This window comes from Inhella sp., assembly GCF_041912635.1.
Lineage (GTDB): Bacteria > Pseudomonadota > Gammaproteobacteria > Burkholderiales > Burkholderiaceae_C > Inhella.
The window spans coordinates 1-20,713 of record NZ_JAYRMO010000002.1 but is presented as its reverse complement, the minus strand read 5'-3'; the positions used below and the strand labels follow the sequence as shown (position 1 = coordinate 20,713).

Below are 20,713 nucleotides of genomic sequence, written 5' to 3'. Positions count from 1 at the left end.
TCAAGCCTTCAGCACCTTCACGGCGCACTTCTTGAAGTCGGTCTCTTTCGAGATCGGACAAGTGGCGTCCAGCGTGAGCTTGTTGACCAGCCGACCTTCGTCGAAGAAGGGCACGAAGACGAGGCCACGCGGCACCTTGTTGCGACCCTTGGTCTCGACCTGGCAGTGGATCTCGCCACGGCGCGAGGCCACCTTGACCTTCATACCGCGCTGCAGGCCACGGGCCTTGGCGTCGTCCGGGTGCATGTAGAGCAGGGCCTCGGGCACGGCGCGGTGCAGCTCGGCCACGCGGCGGGTCATCGTGCCGGTATGCCAGTGCTCCAGCACACGGCCGGTGCACAGCCACAGGTTGAACTCCTTGTCCGGGCTCTCGGCGGCGGGCTGGTAGGGCAGCGCGTAGATCACCGCCTTGCCGTCCTTGTGGCCGTAGAACTTCACGCCCTCGCCGGCCTTCACGTAGGGGTCATAGCCCTCGCGGAAGCGCCACAGGGTTTCCTTGCCATCCACCACCGGCCAGCGCAGGCCGCGCACCTCGTGGTAGGTGTCAAAGGGGGCCAGGTCGTGACCATGGCCGCGGCCGAACTCGGCGTATTCCTCGAACAGACCCTTCTGCAGGTAGTAGCCGAGTTGCTGGCTCTCGTCGTTCTTGTAGTCGGGGATGTACTTGCCGTTGACCTTGCCCATGTCGGCCAGCGGGAACTTGTTGACCTTGCCGTTCTTGTAGAGCACGTCGAACATCGTCTTGCCCTTCAGCTCGGGCTTTTTGGCCAGCAGCTCGGCCGGCCACACCTCTTCGATCTTGAAGCGCTTGCTGAACTCGATGAACTGCCACAGATCGCTCTTGGCCTGGCCCGGCGCGCTGACCTGCTGGCGCCAGAACTGCGTGCGGCGCTCGGCGTTGCCGAAGGCGCCTTCCTTCTCCACCCACATCGCGGCGGGCAGGATCAGGTCGGCCGCCATGGCGCTGGCGGTCGGGTAGGGGTCGCTCACCACCACGAAGGCCTTGGGGTTGCGCCAGCCCGGCAGGATCTCGCCGTTGATGTTGGGGCCGGCCTGCATGTTGTTGTTGGTGGTGACCCAGTAGCAGCGCAGCTTGCCGTCCTTGAGCGCGCGGCTCTGCGCCACGGCGTGCAGGCCGATCTTGTCGGGGATGGTGCCCTCGGGCAGGCCCCAGATTTCTTCGGTGTGCTTGCGGTGCTCGGGGTTGGTCACCACCATGTCAGCCGGCAGGCGGTGGGCGAAGGTGCCCACTTCGCGCGCGGTGCCGCAGGCGCTGGGCTGGCCGGTCAGACTGAAGGGGCTGTTGCCCGGCTGGCTGATCTTGCCGGTCAGCAAATGGATGTTGTAGACCATGTTGTTGGCCCACGTGCCCCGGGTGTGCTGGTTGAAGCCCATGGTCCAGAAGCTGACCACCTTGACCTTAGGGTCGGCATACAGCTTGGCCAGGTCTTCGAGCTGCTTGACGGGCACGCCCGAGAGTTCGCTGACCTTCTCGGCCGTGTACTCACTGACGAACTTGGCGTATTCCTCGAAGCTCATCGGCGTGGCGTCGTTCGGGTTGCCCTTGGGCTTGCCGTCGGCACCGGGGTAGCCGTTGCTGGTGGCGTCCTTTTCCAACGCATGCACCGGGCGCAGGCCGTAGCCAATGTCGGTGGCGCCCTTCTTGAAGTTGACGTGCTTCTTGACGAACTCCTGGTTCACCTTGCCGTTCTTGATGATGTAGTTGGCGATGTAGTTCAGGATCGCCAGATCGGTCTGCGGCTTGAAGATGATGGGCTGGTCGGCCAGGTCGAAGCTGCGGTGCTCGAAGGTCGAGAGCACGGCCACCTTGGTCTGCGGGTGCGAGAGGCGGCGGTCGGTGATGCGGGTCCACAGAATCGGGTGCATCTCGGCCATGTTGCTGCCCCAGAGCACGAAGGCGTCGGCCTGCTCGATGTCGTCGTAGCAGCCCATGGGCTCATCGATGCCGAAGGTGCGCATGAAGCCGGCCACGGCCGAGGCCATGCAGTGGCGCGCGTTGGGGTCGAGGTTGTTGGAGCGGAAGCCCGCCTTCCACAGCTTGGCGGCGGCATAGCCCTCGAAGATCGTCCACTGGCCCGAACCGAACATGGCGATCGAGCCGGGGCCCTCGGCCTTCAGGGCCTCCTTCCACTTGGCGGCCATGATGTCGAAGGCCTCGTCCCAGCTCACCGGCACGAAGTCGCCTTCCTTGTCGTACACGCCGTTCTTCTTGCGCAGCAGCGGCGTGGTCAGGCGGTCCTGCCCATACATGATCTTGGACAGGAAGTAGCCCTTGATGCAGTTCAGGCCGCGGTTCACCGGCGACTCGGGGTCGCCCTGCGTGGCCACGACCTTGCCGTCCTGCACGCCCACCACCACCGAGCAACCGGTGCCGCAGAAGCGGCAGGGCGCCTTGTCCCAGCGCACGGTGCTGGCGGCCGGCGCGGCCTCGGCGTTCTGCATCATCACCACCGGCAGGCCGGCGGCGGAGGCGGCAGCGGTAGCGGCCTGGGTCTTCAGAAAGTCACGACGGTTGGCGTCCATGGGGTTCGCTCCTGCTGCGGCCGTTGGCCGGGTGTTCGTTCTGCGGGAATCCTCGGGGGATGGGGCTGCGGCTGCCTTGAACGGAGTCAAGGACGCACACCATCCAGATCGCTGAGGTTGCGGCGCCAGTCCAGCTGGCCGGTTTGATGCGCCTCGGGGGCCGGGGAATCCACCCCTGAGTACTCGTACACCAGGGTGCTGGACCAGACCTGCGGCATCTGGGCGATCTCACCCAGCGTGGCGGCGGCAGAGCGCTCGGCCACGTCCTCAATCACCAGCACCAGGCGGCCATCGCCGGGGTTGTGGGTCACGTCCACACCGGGCAGGGCCAGCACCTGGGCCTGCACTTCGGCCACCGCGCCTGCGGGCACCCGCAACACCACACCCAGAATCGACATCCAAGCCTCCTGCACCAAATTGGTGAACGCAGTGTCCGGGGCGATGCTGCGCCGGAACTTGAGCGAGATCAAGTTGTGCCGGTTGAGGATCTGATGCAGATCAGGCCAACCCGGGCGTGGCGCCGTCTCCTAGGGGGCTTCCCTAGCGATGCTGATCGACCAGGATGGCATTGCCGTCCGGGTCGGTCAGCGTAAAGAAGGCCGGACCGCTGACCGCGGTGGAGTTGACGCGCTCGGTGGGCGTGATGCCGGCAGCCTCGATCTGGCCTTGCAGGGTGCGCACGTCGGTGAAGTCGGGCAGGTTCTCGCAGCGCGGCCCCCAGCCGGGGTTGAAGGTCAGCAGGTTCTTCTCGAACATGCCCTGGAACAGGCCGATGGTGATGTCATCGGCATTGCGCAGGATCAGCCAGCCCTGCGCGGCATCGCCGGCCACTGGGCTGAATCCGAGCTTCTCGTAGAAGGCCTGCGAAAGGCCCAGGTCCTTGACGGCCAGGCTGACGGAGAAGGCTCCAAGACGCATTCCAGACATGGCGGGCTCCCGCGGGGTGGAGCCCGCAGCCTACGTCAGGGTCGCGTCCGGTAGAAGGTGACAGGCTCGGCCTTGAGCTGCTTCAGAACGTTCTTGCGCATCGCCCCCACCACATGCATCTCGCAGGGCTTGCAGTCGAAGCGCAGGGTCAGCAGGTCCTCGCCATGCTGCAGAGTCAGCGGCTCGGCGCGCACCGTGCCCTGCACGCCCGTCACGCCCTTGGCCTGCTTGGGGCACAGGCTGAGTGACCAGCGCACGCAGTGCTTGGTGATCATCAGGCTGACCTCGCCGAGCTCCTCGTGGCTTTCGTAAGCGGCACCAATCACCTTCACGCCATGGCGGGCATAGAAAGCGGCGGCCTGGCTGTTGTAGACATTGGCCAGATAGCTCAGCGTGTCCTCGGGGTAGGGCACGGGGGGCTGCACCTCGGCGTCGCGCGGCAGCTTCTCGAAGGCGGCGGCGCGCGCGGCTTCCAGCGCCGCCACGCCTTCGCGGCGCAGGGCGTTGAGCTTGGCGGCCGGCAGGAACAGGGGCTCTCGCAAACTCAGGCGCACACGCCGGGCTTCGAAGATCGTGTCGCCCAGCTTGGCCAGGCCGTCTTTCAGCTGGGCCTCGGCCTGGGCGGCGTCGCGTGCGCTCTCATGCGGGTGCTGGATGCGCACGGCCGCCTTCACGCCGGTCTCGTCCTTCAGGCTGAGCTCGAAGCCCTCGGCCGTTTGCGCCAGGTTCAGGTCCACGGCGATGCGGCGCTCGCTGCTGGGCTTGGCGAGCAGGCGCTCCCAGGCCATGTCGCGGTTGCGGCTCACCGGCGTGTTGGGGAACAGGTCCTTCAAGTCGCTGAACTGCGTGCTGCGGTTCAGGTTCGGATCGATGCGCCAGCGCGTGCCCTCGATGTGCGTGGCCACGTTCACCGGCACGCCCTGCAGCTCGCCCTGGCGGTCCCACCAGGTCAGCGCGTCGCCGTTGTTGAGCTGGATGGCGGCGTCGCCGGTGTCGATCTCGAAGTAATCCGCCCCCACCTTGCCGATATGGCCGATCGGCATGCCGGCGTGCTTGGGCGTGTCGAAGGCGCCGATGTCGATCTTGCGGCCGTTGACGAAGTAGTCGGTACCACCGCGGTTGTAGGCCTGCTCGGGTTCGGGCGTGAAGGTGAAGCGGCAGTGGCCATGGCTGCTGGGTTCGTAGTCGCGGCCGCGGCGCTCCATCAGGCCGTCGAGCAGCTGTCGGTAATGCGCGGTCACGTTCTTGACCGTCGCCATGTCCTTGTAGCGGCCCTCGATCTTGAAGCTGCGGATGCCGGCATCGGCCAGCACCTCGATGTTGGCGCTCTGGTCGTTGTCCTTCAGACTCAGCACATGCTTGTCGTGGGCAATGATGCGGCCCTGCGCATCCTTCACCGTGTAGGGCAGCCGGCATTCCTGGCTGCAGCTGCCGCGGTTGGCGCTGCGCCCGGTGTGCGCGTGGCTGATGAAGCATTGCCCGCTGTAGGCCACGCAGAGCGCGCCGTGCACGAAGAACTCCAGCTTGGCCTGCTGCACCTGGGCACGGATGGCCTCGATCTGCTGCAGATCGAGCTCACGCGCCAGCACCATCTGGCTGAAGCCCACGTCCTGCAGGAAGCGCGCCTTCTCGGGCGTGCGGATGTCGGTCTGCGTGCTGGCGTGCAGCTGGATCGGCGGGAGGTCGAGTTCCAGCAGACCCATGTCCTGCACGATCAGTGCGTCCACGCCGGCGTCGTACAGCTGCCAGGCTTGCTGGCGCGCGCCTTCGAGCTCGTCGTCGCGCAGGATGGTGTTCATCGTCACGAAGATGCGCGCGTGGAAGAGGCGCGCATGCGCCGCCAGACGGGCGATGTCCTCGATCGGGTTGGACGCCTTGTCGCGTGCCCCAAAGCCGGGGCCGCCGATGTAGACGGCGTCGGCGCCATGGTTGATGGCCTCGATGCCGATATCGGCATCGCGGGCGGGGGCAAGGAGTTCGAGCGGGGCGCGGGACATGCCGAATTTTAGGAAGGCAGGCGTAGGCTCGGGGCCTTTCCCCCGCGCCACCGAACCGCCATGCGCCATCTATTGCACGCCCTGGCCCTCAGCTTGCCCCTGCTGGCTAGCGCCCAAACTGCGGCCCAGACCGCTCCAGCGCCGACTTACGACGAAGCCTTGGCGCAGCGCGTCGGCGCCAACGACAACGGCATGCGCGCCTACGTGCTGGTGATTCTGAAGTCCAGCGGCACGCCGGTTCCCAAGGGCGAGGCGCGCGACGCCATGTTCAAGGGCCACTTCGCCAACATGAAACGCTTGGCCGATGCCGGCGTGCTGGCCCTGGCCGGCCCGCTGGATGGCGTGGACGGCTGGCGCGGCCTCTTTGTGCTGGCGGTGCCGGACATCGAGACCGCCAAGCAGCATGTCGCCACCGATCCGGTGATCGCCCAGCGCGAGATGGTGGCCGAGTACCACCGCTACTTCGGCTCAGCGGCGCTGATGCTGGTGAACGAGCACCACGCGAAGGTGGCGAAGAAGCCGTTCTGAGCCCGGCTCAACCCCAGCTGGCAAACGGCAGGGCTCCCGGGGCAAACATGCCCTGGGGTCCGAAATGGAACATGCGCGAGCGGTCGGCCGCGTAGTCATGGCCCTTCGTGGCCAGCACACTGCGGTTGAGCTGTTCGTACCAGCGCTGCACCGTCACGGCATCGTTCAGAACCAGGAAGGTCCAGTTCGGAAAAGCCACGGTGATGGGCTCGTCGCCATGCCAGGCGAACTGGGCTTCGGCACCGTGCTGGACCATGTCAGCCCCGATCAGCTGGTTCAACTGTTCGCGCACACGCTCAAAGTTGCCCCGCTCCAGCACTGGCGTGTAATTCTTGACGCCATGCAGCTTGCCCTCGGCACGCTGGTTGACCGTCTCACGGCCCGGCACGATGACGTCCTTGAGGTCGTAATCGCCGTGGATGTAGGCCCAATCGAGCCCAGCGCGGCTGAGTTGCAGGCAACCGAAGTGGCTGGAGGCCGGATCGACGTCGACGCGCCAGCGCCAATCGGACGAGCAGGCCGCCACGCGCCCAACGCCCCAGGCCGCCCAGCTCTCCAACTTCAGCGGGTCGCCCGCTGCGGGCAGGTTGGCGCCGGCCAGCAGTTTCATGCCGTCTTCCCAGGCCTGCAGGGCCTTGGCCAGCTTGGCGGGCTTGTAGGCACCGGGGTGCATGCCGGGGTGCACCACCAGGCCGGCAATGCGGTAGGTCTGCGCCACCAGGCGTCCGGCCACACTGCGCGTCACGGCCGGGGGGTCAAGGTCGGCGGTCTTGGCCTTCAGCAGGGCCGGTTTGGCGTAGTAGCCCGGCTTGCCCACGTAGACGAGCGAGTCCTCATTCGTGTGCCGCACGAGCAGGATGACGTTCTGATCGCGCGCCACCATCAGGAACTTTTGCAGATCCTTGCCGCGCATGCCGGTACTGGTACCCATGCTGCCCCCTTGTTTTACTGGGCTGGATCCTAGGCGCTCGCGCCGCGATCAACCCATCCCCAGCGCCTGCGCGGTCTGCATATCCGCCGGAAACAGATGCTCAATCCGTAGCGAGGCCAGCGTCACGTCCAGCGGCGCGCCAAAGCTGCTGAAGATTGAGAACAGGCTCAAGACTTGGCCGTCGAGTGCGCGCAACCGGGTGAACAGCAGCGGCGCCTGCACCTGGGGCAGCGGCCAGTCCGGCAGCGGGCCCAGGGTGTGCAGGCGTTGGGCCAGGGCGGGCACATGCAGGGCCTCGCGGCGGGCGCGGTGCAGCACCTCGCCGCACACCTCGGCCTCGTTCAGCACGCAGCCGCGCAGCCCCTGGGGGCCAAGCAGGAAGTCGAGCAGATTGGGCTGGCAGGCCGGGAAGGGAATGCCGAGCAGCTCCAGCAGGCGCTGTACGCCGGCATTGGCCATCAGAAGATTCCACTCGGCGTCGATGACCAGGGCCGGCGCGGCGCCGGGGGCGTGCAGCAGGCGCTCCAGCGCCTGGCGGGCCGGGGCCAGGGGTTCGGCGTCCAGCGCATGCTGGCTGTACTGCGGTGCCAGACCGGCCGCCAGCAGCGCGGCGTTGCGGGCCTCCAGCGGCGCCTCCAGCGCATCCAGCAGGGCCAGCAGGGTGGCGCGGCCGGGCTGGGCGCGGCCGGTCTCGATGCAGCTCAGGTGCCGCTGCGACACGCCGGCGCGCAGGCCCAGTTCCAGCTGGCTGATGCGGCGCTCGCGGCGCAGGGCGGTGATGGGGTGGGGGGCGGTGGTCAGGCGCATGGGGCCGCAGCCTACGCGGCCGGCGCACTGGCGGCCATGACCTGGCAGGTCATTGCGGCCATGCACCGCGGCGCCAACACTGGCGCCGCCTTCAACCCAACCAGGAGATCACCATGCCCCGCCCCCTGCTCTGGATCGTCACGCTCGCCTTCGGCGCCTACTCGCTCTGAGCCCTGGCCCAGGTCGGCTACCTCGGGCTCTGGCAAGGCGGCTTCGCCAACCCGGGCAGCACGCAAATCACGATCGACCTGATCGTCAGCTGCCTGCTGCTGCTGGGCTTCGTGGCGCAGGATGCCAAGGCCAGCGGCCGCCGCTTCTGGCCCTGGGCCCTGGCCACGCTGGCGCTGGGTTCGCTGGGCGTGCTGGGCTATCTGCTCTGGCCCGGCGCCCGCCGCGCGGTGACACGGCCGTCATCTCGCGCCGATACATTGGTCGCGTGACGACCGCCCCCGCGCCCCAGACCCGCCCCGCCCCCGTGGGTTTTGCCGAAGCCCTGCGCTTCTGGCTCCAGCTCGGCTTCATCAGCTTCGGCGGCCCGGCCGGGCAGATCGCCATCATGCACACCGAGCTGGTGGAGCGGCGGCGCTGGATCAGCGAGCAGCGCTTTCTGCACGCCCTCAACTACTGCATGCTGCTGCCCGGGCCGGAGGCGCAGCAGCTCGCCACCTACCTCGGCTGGCTGCTGCACCGGACTTGGGGCGGCATCGTGGCGGGGGCGCTGTTCGTGCTGCCCTCGCTCTTCATCCTGGTGGGCCTGAGCTGGGTCTATCTGCGCTTCGGCCACCTGCCCGTGGTGGCCGGCCTGTTCTACGGCCTCAAGCCGGCCGTCACGGCCCTGGTGCTGCATGCCGCGCACCGCATCGGCACGCGGGCGCTGAAGAACCGCTGGATGTGGGCCATTGCCGCCGCCTCCTTTCTGGCCCTGTTCGCGTTCGATACGCCCTTCCCCGCCATCGTGCTGGCGGCGGGCCTGATCGGCCACTTCGGCGCGCGCCGCTGGCCGCAGGTGTTCGCGCTGGGCGGCGGGCACGGCAGCGCCAAGGCCGGCTACGGGCCGGCGTTGATCGACGACGACACGCCGACGCCCGCGCATGCGCACTTCTCGCGCCGCCGCCTGGCCCAGGTGCTGGGCATCGGCTTGGGCCTGTGGCTGGCCGCGCTGGGGCTGCTGGCCGTTCAGTACGGCTGGCAGGGCGCGCTCACGCAGATGGGCTGGTTCTTCACCAAGGCCGCGCTGCTGACCTTCGGCGGCGCCTACGCGGTGCTGCCCTATGTCTACCAGGGCGCCGTGGAGCATTACCAGTGGCTCAGCGGCGCGCAGATGGTGGACGGCCTGGCGCTGGGCGAGACCACGCCGGGGCCGCTGATCATGGTGGTGGCCTTTGTCGGCTTCGTGGGCGGCTGGGGCCAGCAGGTGCTGGGGCCGGAGGCGCTCTTCCTCGGCGGCGCCCTGGCCGCGGCCGTGGTCACCTTCTTCACCTTCCTGCCCAGCTTCGTCTTCATCCTGGCCGGCGGGCCGCTGGTGGAGGCCACGCATGGCCGGCTGGGCTTCACGGCGCCGCTGTCGGCCATCACCGCCGCGGTGGTGGGGGTGATCCTCAATCTGGCGCTGTTCTTCGCCTGGCATGTGTTCTGGCCGCAGGGCTTTGCCGGGCGCTTCGATCTGGGCGCCTGCGCCATCGCACTGGCCGCCGGCGTCTCGCTGTTCCGCTTCAAGGTCGGCGTGCTGCCGCTGCTGGCGGGCTGCGCCGGGGTCGGGCTGCTGATCAGCGGACTGCCGGGCTTGCGCTGAACCTAAAGTGCCAGGCCTCCTGGAGCCCCGTATGAAGACCCTCACCTGCCTGGCCCTCTGCAGCCTGCTCGCCACCCCGGCCCTGGCCGAGAACGTCGGCGAGGTCTCGACCGCCTTCAAGCTCATCGGCCCCAACCACAAGGTGGTGGTGGAGGCCTACGACGACCCCAAGGTGGCCGGCGTGGCCTGCTACGTCTCGCGCGCCAAGACCGGCGGCCTCTCGGGCGCCTTCGGTCTGGCCGAAGACAAGGCCGAGGCCTCGATCGCCTGCCGCCAGGTGGGCGAGATCGGCTTCCCCAAAGGCGCGCTGCCGCAGCAGGAGGAGGTGTTCAGCGAACGCGCCTCCATCCTCTTCAAGCGCGTGCGCGTTGTGCGCATGGTGGACAAGGCGCGCAACACACTGGTGTATCTAACCTATACCGACCGGCTGATCGACGGCTCGCCGCAGAACAGCGTCACCGCGGTGCCGGTTTCGCGTGAGACGGCGATTCCGCTGAAGTAAGGCGGCGCAGCAGCAGCCAAGCCAGCGCGGCGCTTGCCACGCCCAGCGCATGCGCCAGCGGCACCGTGGCCATGCCGCCCCAGAAGGGCTCGTGGCGCAGGGCCGGCCCCCAGGGTTGCTCCAGGCCCAGCTTGAGCGCCAGACCGGCTAGTAGGGCCGCGCCCACGGCGCGCGCCCCACCCGGGTGCTGCAGCAGGCGCAGGCCGATGAGCGCCGCCGCGCCATGCAGCAGGCCGGAAGCGCCGAAGTAGGCCGGCAGATCCGGCCGCAGTGCCAGCAGCGCGTGCATCAAGGGCCAGGCCAGCAGCAGGGCCAGCAGGTCGCGACGACCAGCACCCGCGCGGGCGGCCAAGGCGGCCAGCAGCAAGGCGCCGACACAGTTGCCCGCCGCATGCAATACCGAGCCATGCACCAGCACGCAGCTCCACAGCCGCCAGGGCTCGGCCAGCCAGCGCCCGGCCTGCCAGTTCCAGGCCTCGGGCCGCAGCGCCAGGCCGGCCGCGCAGGCGGCGGCCAGGCCCAGCAGCAGCCAGCTCAGCCCGGGAAGACGGCCGCCCACAGCGCGCGCACGGCTTCGCGGTGGCCGGCCAGTTCGCCCAGCTCGGCCTCGTCCAGATGGGTGGGCTGTTCGTCCAGGCGCAGGCGGTGCTGGGCGCGGCGCAGTTCGCGGTAGGCATCGGCCGCGGCGCGGCCGATGCCCGGGCCCAGCAGGCCGGCGCGTTCCGCCCGCTGCAACAGGGCGATCAGGCCCTGGTTGGGGATCAGCTCGGGGTGGGCGGCGCTGTGCAGCAGCTGCAGGGCCTGCAGCGCGAACTCGGCGTCCAGCATGCCGCCGGGGCTGTGCTTCAAATCAAAGCGGCCGGCGCGCACCGGGTGGGCCTGGCGCAGCTTGTCGCGCATGGCCAGCACCTCGGCCTTCAGTGCGGCGGGCTCGCGCGCGGCCTGCATCACGCCCTGGCGCACGGCCTCGAAGGGGGCTTCGAGGGCGGCGTCGCCGGCGCACCAGCGCGCACGGGTGATGGCCTGGTGCTCCCAGGTCCAGGCGGTGTTGCTGCCGCGCCCTTCCTGGTAGGCGGCAAAGCTCTTCAGGCTGCTGACGAGCAGGCCGCTGTTGCCATTGGGGCGCAGCGCGGTGTCGATGTCGAACAGGCCGCCGGCGCGGGTCTGCAGGGTCAGCCAGGGCACCAGCTTGCGCACGAAGCCGGCATAGGCCTCGGGGGCGGCTTCGTCCTCGTCGTCATAGAGGAACACCACATCCAGATCGGAGCCGTAGCCGAGCTCCTTGCCACCCAGCTTGCCGTAGGCGATGACGGCAAAGCGCGGCTGCGCGCGGTGCGCCTTGCCGAGCTTCAACTGGCGCGCCCAGCACCAGTCGATGGCGGTTTGCAGTAGGGCGTCGGCCAGGGCGCTGAGGTCGTCGGCCACCTCTTCCACGGTGATGCAGCCCTCGACGTCGCGCACCAGGGTGCGGAAGACCTCGGCATGGTGGGCGCGGCGCAGGGCGTCGAGCAGGGATTCCTCGTCGTCCTCACCGGCGCGCACCCAGGCCTCGTGGCGCTCGGCCAGTTCCTGGCGAAAGGCGGCGGGCTCGAAGCGTTCGTGCAGCAGGCGCACATCGGCCAGCTCGTCGATGACGCCGGGGTGCTGCATCAGGTAGCGCATCGGCCAGCGGGCGAGGCCCAGCAGGCGCAGCAGGCGCGTCAGCACCGCGGGCCGCTCGATCAGCAGGGCCAGATAGGCCTCGCGGCGCAGCAGGGGCTCGACCCAATCGACGAAGCGCGCCGCCGCCGCGGCCTCGCAATGGCCCTGCGCCACCTGCTGGGCGGCGCGCTGGAACAGCTGGGCCAGGCGCTGCTGGGCGGTTTCCTTCAGGCCCTGCACGCGCGGCTGCTGCGCAAAGGCGCGCACCGCGGCCTGCAGGGGTTCGGGCAGGGCGGCCAGGAAGTCTTCGCTGGTCAGACTGGCCGGGGCGCCGCAGCTGCCGGGCTTGCAGGGCCCGCCGGGCGCGCGGCCTTCGTGCAGCAGGGCATCGAACTCGGCGGCCACGCGCTCGCGGGTTTCGCACAGGCGCTCGAACAGCGGGCAGGCGGCGTGGTCCTCGAAGCCCTGGCAGGGCTTGGCCTCGGTGCGCTGCAGGCCCAGGGTGCGGGCGATCCAGCGCAAGTCTTCGACGGCGCCGGGCAGGCAGTGGGTCTGCTGGTCGTCCAGGTACTGGATGCGGTGCTCGACCTGGCGCAGGAACTCGTAGTCGCCCGCCAGCAGGCGCGCGGCCTCGGGTTTCATCAGACCGGCAGCGGCCAGGCGGTCCAGGGCCTTCAGCGTGGAGCGGGTGCGGATCTCGGGGAACTGGCCGCCGCGCACCACCTGCAGCAGCTGGACGATGAACTCGATCTCGCGGATACCGCCGCGGCTGAGCTTGACGTCATTCGCGCGCTCGGGCCGGCCGGCGGCGCGGCGCTGCGCCTCCTCGCGAATCATGCGGTGGATCTGGCGCAGGCCCTCGAACACCGAGTAATCCAGATAGCGCCGGTACACGAAGGGCGTGACGAGCTGGCTGAGCTGCTGGGCGCGCTTCAAGGTCTCGGGGTCGCGTGGCGCCACCACCCGGCTCTTCAGCCAGGCCAGGCGTTCCCATTCACGGCCCTGGGCGTAGAAGTAGGTTTCCAGCGCGGCCAGGCTGCAGGCCGGCGGGCCGCTGTTGCCGTTGGGGCGCAGCGCCAGGTCCATGCGGAAGACCTGGCCGTCCTCGGTCACGTCGCCGATCAGCGTGGTCAGGCGCTTGGCCACGCGGCCGAAGTACTCGGCAGCGCTCAAGGAAACCGGGCCGTCGCTGTCGCCGTCTTCCTCGTACACATAGATGAGGTCGATGTCGGACGAAACGTTCAGCTCGCGCGCGCCCAGCTTGCCCATGCCCATCACCCAGAAGGCGACCTCCTGGCCCTCGGCATTGCGCAGCCGGCCGTGGCGCTCGGCCAGCTCGGTGCGGGCGGCCTGCACGGCGATGTCCAGCGTCACCTCGGCCAGCAGGGTCATGGCGGTGGTCACACCGGCCAGCGGCAGCTGGCCCGCGCAATCCAGCGTGGCCAGGCGCTCCAGCCAGAGCTGGCGTGCCACGCGCAGTGCGGCGGGCAGGGGGCGGCCCTGGCTTTCGAGGGTTTGCACCAGCGTTCGAAGCGCGGCCTCATCCAGCGCGCCGGGCGGCAGCAAGGCCAATTCGGCGGCGTAGCGGCGCCGGATGCGCTGCACGAACCGGCTGTGTGCCGCCGCGTCGGCCTCATCCATCGCGCCGGCGTTCAGCGGCGACACTTCAGGCCCTGCGCCCATGTCCTCTGTCCTGTCCAAGTTTGCTGCGGCCTCGCATCGCCCCGCCCGCTGGCTGCGCCGCGGCCTGCGGGCATTGCTGTGGGTGGTGCTGGGTCTGTGGTTTGTCTTGCTCAGCCTGTGGCTGATCCTGCATTGGGTGATTCTGCCGAACGTGGATCGCTGGCGCCCCGAGCTGGAGCAGCGCGCCACAAGCTGGTTGGGGTCTTCGGTGCGCATTGGGGCGATCGAGGTGCGCACGGCCGGCTGGATCCCGGCGCTGGACCTGCGCGAGGTGACGCTGCTGGACGCCGCCGGCCGCCCGGCGCTGCACCTGCCGCGCGTCACCGCCGCACTCTCGGCACGCTCGCTGCTCACCTTCACGCCGCGCCTGGAGCAGCTTTACCTGCATGAACCCGAGCTGGAGCTGCGCCGCGACGCGCAGGGCCAGATCTGGGTGGCCGGCCAACGCCTGCGCACCGAAGGCGCCGCAGAGGACACTCGCCTGGCCGACTGGCTGCTGCGCCAGCACGAGTTCGCCATCCAGGGCGGGCGCCTGCGCTGGGTGGACGAAACCCGCAGCGCCGAGCCCCTGGTGCTGCAGGGCGTGGACCTGCTGTGGCGCAACGGCCTGCGCCGCCACGAGCTGCGCATCGACGCCGTGCCCCCGCCCGGTTGGGGCGAGCGCCTGAGCCTGCGCGCCCGCGTGACGCAACCCTTCCTGGCCCGGCCGAGCGACTGGAAGCGCTGGAACGGCCTGTTCTACGCCGAGCTGCCGCGCGCCCGCGTGGCCGAGCTGCGCCGCCACTTCAGCCTGCCCTTCGACCTGAACGAGGGCGACGGCGCCCTGCGCTTCTGGGCCGAGCTGAAGCAGGGCAGCCTGCACAGCGCCGACCTGGACCTGGCCCTGCGCGCCGTGGCCCTGCGCCTCACGCCGCGCGTGCAGCCGCTGCAGCTGGCCGATCTGCAAACCCGCATCAGCTGGAGCCAGCAGCCCCAGGGCACGCGCTGGCAGCTGCGCGGCCTGCGCTTCCAGCTGCAGGATGGGGAGGGCCCGGCGCAGCACTGGGCGCCCAGCCAGCTCACCCTGAGCCTGCAGCACCCCGCCAGCCGCGGCCTGTGGCAGCCGCTGGCGCCCGGCAGCTTGCAAGGCGGCCAGCTGCAGGCCGACCGCCTGGACCTGGGCCTGCTGGCCGCCCTGGCCGAACGCCTGCCCCTGGGCGAGGCCCTGCACCGCGAACTGCAAAGCCGCCAGCCGCAGGGCCGCGTGAATCAGCTGCTGGCGCAGTGGCAAGGCAGCCTGGACGCCCCTGCGCAATGGCGCGTGGACGCCAGCGCCGAAGGCCTGGCCTGGGCCGCACTGCCCGCCAGCGCCGCGCCCGACGGCAGGCCCGGCCTGGGCCAGCCCGGCCTGCAGGGCGCGGCGCTGAGCCTGAACGCCAGCGAGCAGGGCGGGCAGGCGCGCATCAGCCTGCGCGAGGGCCATGTGGCCTGGCCCGGCCTGCTGGCCGACGAACAGCTGCCGCTGGAGCAGGCGCAGCTGCAGCTGCAATGGCAGCGCCAGGCCGACAGTTGGGACGTGCAGCTGCGCCAGGCCAAGCTGCGCAGCGCCGATGGCCACCTGGAGCTGGACGGCCGCTGGCGCAGCGCGAGCCCGAACGACCCCAAGCGCCACGGCCACTTGGAGCTGAACGCCAAGCTGCCGCGCCTGGACGTGCGCGCCCTGCCGCGCTATCTGCCGCTGCCGCTGGACGCCGGCGTGCGCCGCTACCTGGCCGAATCGCTCCAGGCCGGCGAGGCCCGCCAGGTGCAGCTCACGCTCAAGGGCGCGCTGGACGACTTCCCCTTCGAACACGGCGGCGGCGTCTTCAAGGTCACCGCCAAGGCCCAGGGCCTGCGCTACGCCTTCGTGCCCAGCCACGGCGCGGATGAACGCGGCCCCGCCTACCAATCCCCCTGGCCCGCGCTGGAGGAGCTCAACGGCGAACTGAGCTTCGAAGGCCCGGGCATGCGCATCCGCAACGCCCGCACCAAGGTCGGCAATCTGGAAGCGCAGGTCACCCAGGCCGTGGTGGCCCACCTGGGCCGCGAGCCGGTGATGAAGATCGACGGCAGCTGGAAGGGCCCGGCGCAGGACGCGCTGCAGTTCATGCGCAACACCCCGATTGGCGGCTGGACCGGCCACGCGCTCGACCTGGCCCAGGCCAGCGGCCCCGTGGCCGGCAAGCTGGCGCTGCAGATCCCCCTGCAGCACCCCGAGCGCACCACCGTGCAGGGCAGCGTGCAACTGGCCGGCAACGAACTGCGCCTGCGCCCCGACCTGCCGCCCTTCCAGAACGTGCGTGCCCTGGCCAACTTCACCGAGGCCGGCCTGCAGATCCCCAGCGGCCAGGCGCGCTGGCTAGGCGGCGAGCTGAAGGTGGAAGGCGGCAGCCAGCCGGATCGCAGCCTGCTGCTGCGCGCTCAAGGCAGCGCCAGCGCCGAAGGCCTGAAGGCCGCCACCGAGTTCGGCCCCATGGTCAGTGGCCTGGCGGGCAAGCTGAACGGGCTCTCGCCCTTCCAGTTCCAGGGCGTGTGGAACGCCCAGGGCAGCGAGCTCAGCCTGCAAAGCCCGCTCAGCGGCCTGGGCGCCAGCCTGCCCGAGCCCTTCGCCAAGCCGGCCGAGGCCAGCTGGCCGCTGCAGCTGAGTTGGCGCACCGACTTGCAGCGCGTGGACCGCCTGCGCATCGCCCTGGGCCCGCACCAGGGCCTGCTGGAGCGCGCGCCCGGCCAGGCCCTGCGCGGCAGCCTGCGCGTGGGCAGCGGGCCCGAGCCCAGCCTGCCCGAGCAGGGCCTGTGGCTGAACCTGAACCTGCCCCGCATCGACCTGGACGCCTGGCGCGCCGTGCTGCACGGCCTGGGCCCGCAGGGCGCCGGTGCCGGCGTGGCGCCCAGCCGCATTGCCCTGAACACCCCCGAGCTGCGCGTGGCCGGCCGCGTGCTGCGCGACATCAGCGCCGCTGCCAGCCGCGAGATGGAAGTGGCCGGGCGGCCGGTCTGGCGCTTCACCCTGCAATCGCAACCCATCAGCGGCTATGCGGAATGGCAGGAAGGCGGCAGCGCCGGCCAGCCCGGCCAGCTGCTGGCGCGGCTGGCGCGGCTCTCCCTGCCCAAGAGCGAGGCCGCGCGCGCCGACCAGGCGCTGGACGAAGCCAACGGCCCCCTGCCGGGCCTGGACCTGGTGGTGGACGACTTCGAGCTGCGCGGCATGAAGCTGGGCCGCCTGGAAGTCAAGGCCACGGGCGCGCCGGCCGGCCAGCCCTGGTCGCTGGCCCATCTGGGCCTGCAGCACCCCGACGCCACACTCAAAGCCCAGGGCGCCTGGCGCCCGCAGAGCCACCGCACCGAACTGGACTGGCAGCTGGAACTGGCCAATAGCGGCAGCTGGCTGGCCAATCTGGGCCTGCCCGACACCGTGCGCGGCGGCCAGGGTGAACTCAAGGGCCGCCTGAGCTGGCGCGGCTCGCCGCTCAGCTTCGACATCCCCAACCTCGACGGCCAGTTCAGCGTGCAGCTGGGCGCCGGCCAGTTCCTCAAAGCCCAGCCGGGCGCGGCGCGCCTGCTCGGCGTGCTCAGCCTGCAATCCCTGCCGCGCCGCCTGCTGTTCGACTGGCGCGATGTGTTCGCCGACGGCTTCGCCTTCGACGACTTTGGGGGCGACGTGCAGATCGAGCGCGGCATCGCCCGCAGCAGCAACTTGCGCATGCGCGGCCCGCAGGCCAGCGTGCTGATGGACGGCAAGGCCGACCTGCTGCGCGAGACCGCCGACTTCAAGGTCCTGATGGTGCCGGACGTCAATGCCGGGGGCGCCTCGCTGGCCTATGCCGCCATCAACCCCGCCATCGGCCTGACCACCTTCCTGGCCCAGCTGATCCTGCGCCGGCCCATCGCCGCCGCCGGCACCCAGCAGTTCCACATCACCGGCCCCTGGGCCGACCCGAAGGTGGAAAAGCTCGACAAGCCCGAGATCCCGGCTCCTCCCGCATCCGCACCTTCCGCCCCTTCCGCACCGAAGTGAACGCCATGAAAGTCGCCGCCCTCCAGCTCGTCTCCACCCCGCGCGCCGCCGACAACCTGGCCCGCGCCGCCCACTGGGTCGGCGAGGCCGCCGCCGCCGGCGCCCAGTTCGTCGCCCTGCCCGAGTACTTCTGCCTGATGGGCCAGAACGACGAAGACAAGCTCGGCATCGCCGAAACCCTGGACACCCCCGGCGTCATCCAGCACACCCTGCAAAACCTGGCCCGCGGCCACGGCATCTGGCTGCTCGGCGGCACCCTGCCGCTGCGCGCCGCCAGCGGCAAGGTCACGAACACCAGCCTCGTCTACGGCCCCGACGGCCACCTGGCCGCCCGCTACGACAAGATCCACCTCTTCAGCTTCAACAGCGGCCTGGGCGAAAGCTACGACGAAGGCCGCGTCCAGCAGGCCGGCCAGCAACCCGTGGCCTTCGACCTGGCCGGCTGGCGCACCGGGCTTTCGATCTGCTACGACCTGCGCTTCCCCGAGCTCTACCGCGCCCTGGCCCCCGAGCTCATCTGCGCCCCATCGGCCTTCACCCACACCACCGGCAAGGCCCATTGGGAACTGCTGCTGCGCGCCCGCGCGGTCGAAAACCTGGCCTACGTGGTGGCCCCGGCGCAGGGCGGCACGCACGAGAACGGCCGCAAGACCTGGGGCCACACCATGATCGTGGACCCCTGGGGCGAGGTGTTGGCCGAGGTGGCCGAGGGGGAGGGGATGGCAGTGGCTGTTCTGGAACGGCGGCGGCTGGAGGCGGTCCGCAAGGCGTTGCCTTGTTTGCAGCATCGGCGGTTGTGAGAGTGGCTGACTGTCCCGGAGACCAGTTTCGAGATCTTTTGAACTGGATATGCATACATCCAACGGGAGACCACTCCGCCGCTCCCATCAATAACTGCGCAGCCTCGCAAGGAAAACCGAGTTGAACTTCAATATTTGTGCCTTGTCTTCAAGCATGTGGGGTTCAATATGAATCCTGGCGACTCCGTCGTGTACATGATCAATCGCGACGAACAGGATGCCGTCGTTTTGGGGAGCTACCAGAATGAATTCTGGATTTTTGTCTTCACCGAAAAGTTGGTTGTTCGGTCGCATATCAACCATGTGAAGGCACTGAACGGGAAGGTCTATGTCTTTAATGGCACATGGAGCACGCCAGTTGATCAAGTGCTTTCTGACTTTTCAACTGGGAACCGAACGCTGTTTCATGCTTGCCGTGATGAGGCCGAACTGAAACGCATGAACGACCGACTCAACATGTACGTCCGGCTGTTGCTGTGTTGACCCGAAGGACTGTCAGATCGTTCAAGCTGGCTTCAGCCTACCGCCGCTGGGGCATTCCAGGTTCAAGCCAAGGGGAAGTGCGCAAAGCGAATAGGGCTAAACGCCTCAAGTTCACGACCCCCGGCTCACGCGCACAGCAGCGGCCAAAAGCGTTCGCCACCATAGTCTCAACGCGCGTCTGAGTTCATTCGCTTCCGCAACCTGAGAGAACTTGAAGCGGTGACCGCAAAACTTGCCCATGAAAGCACGGTTGTCACCCAGATAGACGGAAATCAATGATTCCTTTTCCTCGTCCCCGAATCCTATTTTTCACCGCAATCGCACTTGGTGTTCCGACCTGCGGCCTTTCAATTCTGATCTTCTACTTCGCATTCAAGCGCCCTTACGATTCAACTGCCGTGAACGCCATTCTGGCTGCTGCAAAGCAGTCGATGGCGACTGGGCAGGTCTATCTGCTATTCAACGTAAACCGTGGTGCGATTGGGCGTGTTTTCGGGAAGTTCTCAAACTCTTTACTGGCTCTTAAACACGGCGCCGGCGTCCCGTTCATTGATTGGGGCGTCCTGCAGCATCCCAAGCTCAATGGCGGCGAGCCGTTCACGCTTCGGGTTGTCCGTCAGGGAGCGTGCATTCACGTTGAAGCCAGTCCCGGCGAGGCGTGGTGGCTTCTAACTGACAAAGTGTGGTTGGATCGACGCGGTGCGACTTCCGACCTGCAGGTAAGCCTTTCAATCAAGGCCGAAGCGTCCGACCCGGAAAAGGCATTCAATGACCCGAACAATGTTGCCATCGCGCTCTTGATTCTTAAGTTGGCCAATCAAGAAGTGGACGCCGAGTTGCCCTCTCTGACATATGACCGAATCTCCGATTTCGCCTTCGAACACAAACTGGGCGCGGATTGGTCTGCTGGCTACAGGCACTTGCGCTTTTTCGTTTGCATTGACGGCCACGAGTTCATAGTCGAGGCCACAAACATGGACGCCACTAAAGAAGGCGATGGTGGGGTTCGCATTTCTGCTAAACGGCTGAGGACCAACACCAGCGCGAGTTGATCTAGCGCAGCTACGAACTTGCTGTATCGGTCCACGGTGAGATAGTTGAACATCAGAGTTTTGGCGCTTGGGACGGTGCCGGGGTCAGGCCTTTAATCTGAACCCCTACAAACTAAAGGCCTGACCCCGCTGCCCTTGCAAACTAAAGGCCTGACCCCGCTGCCCTTGTGAGGGCTACCGCGATGCGGCGACCTTTTCACCGGCTCTGAAGGCACAGCCACGAACGGTCAGGCACTGGCTCGCGCGTGGGCCATTTGAAAGCTGGCAACCCCTCGCGGTATGCGCGGGTGTATTGACCCAGCGGTTTCTGCTCAGGTCAGGCTGCTTTGGCGAAGGCCTCGGCAGGGGTTTTCATGCGTAGGGCTTGGTGCGGCCGCTCGCGGTTGTAGAAGTTGATCCAGTCCCCGATGGCACGGCTGGCGTGCTGCAGGGTTTCGAAGCGCGTGCGATGCACGCACTGTTCCTTGAGGGTGCGGATCACCCGCTCGACCATGCCGTTCTGTTCGGGGCTGTAGGGCGTTATGAACTCTTGCTGCAAGCCGTAGCCCTTGGCCAGCTTTGTGTAGGCGTGGCTGGTGAAGACCAGACCGTTGTCGCTGCGTAGCAGGAAGGGTTCCTTGACCTTGCCCAGGCAGCCGAAGCGGGCAATCAAGGCCTGCTCCAAGGCGGCCTCGGCGGTCTTGCTCTTGCCGCTGCGGCTCAAGTGCCAGCCCAGCAACTCGCGGGTATAGCAATCGATCACCAGGGCCAAGGTGCACCAGCCATCGCGCCCAGCCCAGACCCGGCAGAGGTCCGTGGCCCAGCGTTCGTTGGGAGCCTTGGCCACCGAAGGCAGGGCCTGGATGCGCGGACGCTTTCCCACTGGACGCTTGCGCACCTGCCAGCCCTTGAGCTGGAAGATGCGCTGCACGGTGTTCTTGTTCATACGCAGCAGGTGCGCCACCGTGCGGTAGCCGAAGCTCGGATTGGCTTCGATCAGGGCCTTCACGGGCT

At 68.5% G+C, this 20,713-nt stretch carries 17 protein-coding genes; 8 read left to right on the top strand and 9 right to left on the bottom strand.

The window, feature by feature from the left end; translation table 11 throughout:
- From napA to ACE3QP_RS01120, 4 genes are all read right to left on the bottom strand, one after another.
- Window positions 1-2,544 carry a nitrate reductase catalytic subunit NapA gene (gene napA, locus ACE3QP_RS01135; protein WP_374432881.1) on the bottom strand — a complete coding sequence of 848 codons (2,544 nt, stop codon included), beginning with the start codon at window positions 2,542-2,544 and terminating at the stop codon, window positions 1-3.
- Window positions 2,545-2,630: 86 nt separating this feature from the next.
- Complete coding sequence (locus tag ACE3QP_RS01130; RefSeq protein ID WP_374432880.1) at window positions 2,631-2,942, bottom strand: chaperone NapD; 312 nt, start codon at window positions 2,940-2,942, stop codon at window positions 2,631-2,633.
- Between the two features lie 142 nt (window positions 2,943-3,084).
- Window positions 3,085-3,471, bottom strand: coding sequence for a VOC family protein (locus ACE3QP_RS01125; RefSeq protein WP_374432878.1), 387 nt, complete (start codon window positions 3,469-3,471; stop codon window positions 3,085-3,087).
- A 35-nt stretch (window positions 3,472-3,506) separates the two neighbouring features.
- Window positions 3,507-5,468 (bottom strand): U32 family peptidase, encoded by a 1,962-nt coding sequence (locus ACE3QP_RS01120; RefSeq protein WP_374432876.1) that lies wholly within the window; start codon window positions 5,466-5,468, stop codon window positions 3,507-3,509.
- 60 nt (window positions 5,469-5,528) lie between these two features.
- Here ACE3QP_RS01120 and ACE3QP_RS01115 point away from each other — a divergent pair, with 60 nt between their 5' ends.
- Window positions 5,529-5,996: a YciI family protein gene (locus ACE3QP_RS01115; protein ID WP_374432875.1), complete on the top strand. Its 468-nt coding sequence runs from the start codon at window positions 5,529-5,531 to the stop codon at window positions 5,994-5,996.
- Window positions 5,997-6,003: 7 nt separating this feature from the next.
- Here ACE3QP_RS01115 and ACE3QP_RS01110 read toward each other — a convergent pair whose 3' ends face one another.
- Together ACE3QP_RS01110 and ACE3QP_RS01105 are read right to left on the bottom strand one after the other, a co-directional pair.
- Entirely contained in the window at window positions 6,004-6,927 is a 924-nt protein-coding gene (locus ACE3QP_RS01110; RefSeq protein ID WP_374432874.1) for a hypothetical protein, read from the bottom strand.
- A 48-nt stretch (window positions 6,928-6,975) separates the two neighbouring features.
- Window positions 6,976-7,734, bottom strand: coding sequence for a helix-turn-helix domain-containing protein (locus ACE3QP_RS01105; RefSeq protein ID WP_374432873.1), 759 nt, complete (start codon window positions 7,732-7,734; stop codon window positions 6,976-6,978).
- Window positions 7,735-8,015: 281 nt separating this feature from the next.
- Here ACE3QP_RS01105 and ACE3QP_RS01100 point away from each other — a divergent pair, with 281 nt between their 5' ends.
- From ACE3QP_RS01100 to ACE3QP_RS01090, 3 genes are read left to right on the top strand one after another with little or no spacing between them, the layout of a single operon-like run.
- The gene (locus ACE3QP_RS01100) at window positions 8,016-8,174 is read left to right on the top strand and encodes a hypothetical protein (RefSeq protein ID WP_374432871.1); all 159 of its coding nucleotides are present in this window, start codon (window positions 8,016-8,018) and stop codon (window positions 8,172-8,174) included.
- Window positions 8,171-9,526, top strand: a complete 1,356-nt coding sequence (chrA, locus tag ACE3QP_RS01095) for a chromate efflux transporter (RefSeq protein ID WP_374432870.1) — start codon at window positions 8,171-8,173, stop codon at window positions 9,524-9,526. The genes ACE3QP_RS01100 and chrA overlap by 4 nt, the downstream gene beginning before the upstream one ends.
- A 31-nt stretch (window positions 9,527-9,557) precedes the next feature.
- Window positions 9,558-10,028, top strand: a complete 471-nt coding sequence (locus ACE3QP_RS01090) for a CreA family protein (RefSeq protein ID WP_374432869.1) — start codon at window positions 9,558-9,560, stop codon at window positions 10,026-10,028.
- On the opposite strand, the gene ACE3QP_RS01085 is transcribed toward ACE3QP_RS01090, so the two are convergent.
- Together ACE3QP_RS01085 and glnE are read right to left on the bottom strand one after the other, a co-directional pair.
- Window positions 9,982-10,587 (bottom strand): rhomboid family intramembrane serine protease, encoded by a 606-nt coding sequence (locus ACE3QP_RS01085; protein ID WP_374432867.1) that lies wholly within the window; start codon window positions 10,585-10,587, stop codon window positions 9,982-9,984. The two genes, ACE3QP_RS01090 and ACE3QP_RS01085, sit on opposite strands and share 47 nt — an antisense overlap.
- Window positions 10,563-13,352: a bifunctional [glutamate--ammonia ligase]-adenylyl-L-tyrosine phosphorylase/[glutamate--ammonia-ligase] adenylyltransferase gene (gene glnE, locus ACE3QP_RS01080; RefSeq protein ID WP_374432864.1), complete on the bottom strand. Its 2,790-nt coding sequence runs from the start codon at window positions 13,350-13,352 to the stop codon at window positions 10,563-10,565. The genes ACE3QP_RS01085 and glnE overlap by 25 nt, the downstream gene beginning before the upstream one ends.
- Between glnE and ACE3QP_RS01075 the strand changes: the two genes are divergently transcribed.
- The 4 genes from ACE3QP_RS01075 (at window position 13,351) to ACE3QP_RS01060 (ending at window position 19,720) form a co-directional block, all read left to right on the top strand.
- Window positions 13,351-17,385, top strand: coding sequence for a YhdP family protein (locus tag ACE3QP_RS01075; protein ID WP_374432862.1), 4,035 nt, complete (start codon window positions 13,351-13,353; stop codon window positions 17,383-17,385). The two genes, glnE and ACE3QP_RS01075, sit on opposite strands and share 2 nt — an antisense overlap.
- A gap of 5 nt (window positions 17,386-17,390) precedes the next feature.
- On the top strand, window positions 17,391-18,185 hold the full coding sequence (locus tag ACE3QP_RS01070; RefSeq protein ID WP_374432861.1) for a carbon-nitrogen hydrolase family protein: 795 nt from the start codon (window positions 17,391-17,393) through the stop codon (window positions 18,183-18,185).
- A gap of 189 nt (window positions 18,186-18,374) precedes the next feature.
- Window positions 18,375-18,668: a hypothetical protein gene (locus tag ACE3QP_RS01065; protein ID WP_374432859.1), complete on the top strand. Its 294-nt coding sequence runs from the start codon at window positions 18,375-18,377 to the stop codon at window positions 18,666-18,668.
- A 398-nt stretch (window positions 18,669-19,066) separates the two neighbouring features.
- Window positions 19,067-19,720 (top strand): hypothetical protein, encoded by a 654-nt coding sequence (locus ACE3QP_RS01060; protein WP_374432857.1) that lies wholly within the window; start codon window positions 19,067-19,069, stop codon window positions 19,718-19,720.
- A 316-nt stretch (window positions 19,721-20,036) separates the two neighbouring features.
- Here the strand turns inward: ACE3QP_RS01060 and ACE3QP_RS01055 are convergent.
- On the bottom strand, window positions 20,037-20,713 hold a 677-nt coding region (locus tag ACE3QP_RS01055), incomplete at its 5' end, for an IS3 family transposase (protein WP_374432856.1).

Excerpts from the sequence above, each read along its gene's own strand:
- napA (WP_374432881.1), bottom strand. The coding sequence starts at position 2,544 with ATGGACGCCAACCGTCGTGACTTTCTGAAGACCCAGGCCGCTACCGCT.
- ACE3QP_RS01130 (WP_374432880.1), bottom strand. The coding sequence starts at position 2,942 with ATGTCGATTCTGGGTGTGGTGTTGCGGGTGCCCGCAGGCGCGGTGGCC.
- ACE3QP_RS01125 (WP_374432878.1), bottom strand. The coding sequence starts at position 3,471 with ATGTCTGGAATGCGTCTTGGAGCCTTCTCCGTCAGCCTGGCCGTCAAG.
- ACE3QP_RS01120 (WP_374432876.1), bottom strand. The coding sequence starts at position 5,468 with ATGTCCCGCGCCCCGCTCGAACTCCTTGCCCCCGCCCGCGATGCCGAT.
- ACE3QP_RS01115 (WP_374432875.1), top strand. The coding sequence starts at position 5,529 with ATGCGCCATCTATTGCACGCCCTGGCCCTCAGCTTGCCCCTGCTGGCT.
- ACE3QP_RS01110 (WP_374432874.1), bottom strand. The coding sequence starts at position 6,927 with ATGGGTACCAGTACCGGCATGCGCGGCAAGGATCTGCAAAAGTTCCTG.
- ACE3QP_RS01105 (WP_374432873.1), bottom strand. The coding sequence starts at position 7,734 with ATGCGCCTGACCACCGCCCCCCACCCCATCACCGCCCTGCGCCGCGAG.
- ACE3QP_RS01090 (WP_374432869.1), top strand. The coding sequence starts at position 9,558 with ATGAAGACCCTCACCTGCCTGGCCCTCTGCAGCCTGCTCGCCACCCCG.
- ACE3QP_RS01075 (WP_374432862.1), top strand. The coding sequence starts at position 13,351 with ATGTCCTCTGTCCTGTCCAAGTTTGCTGCGGCCTCGCATCGCCCCGCC.
- glnE (WP_374432864.1), bottom strand. The coding sequence starts at position 13,352 with ATGGGCGCAGGGCCTGAAGTGTCGCCGCTGAACGCCGGCGCGATGGAT.
- ACE3QP_RS01070 (WP_374432861.1), top strand. The coding sequence starts at position 17,391 with ATGAAAGTCGCCGCCCTCCAGCTCGTCTCCACCCCGCGCGCCGCCGAC.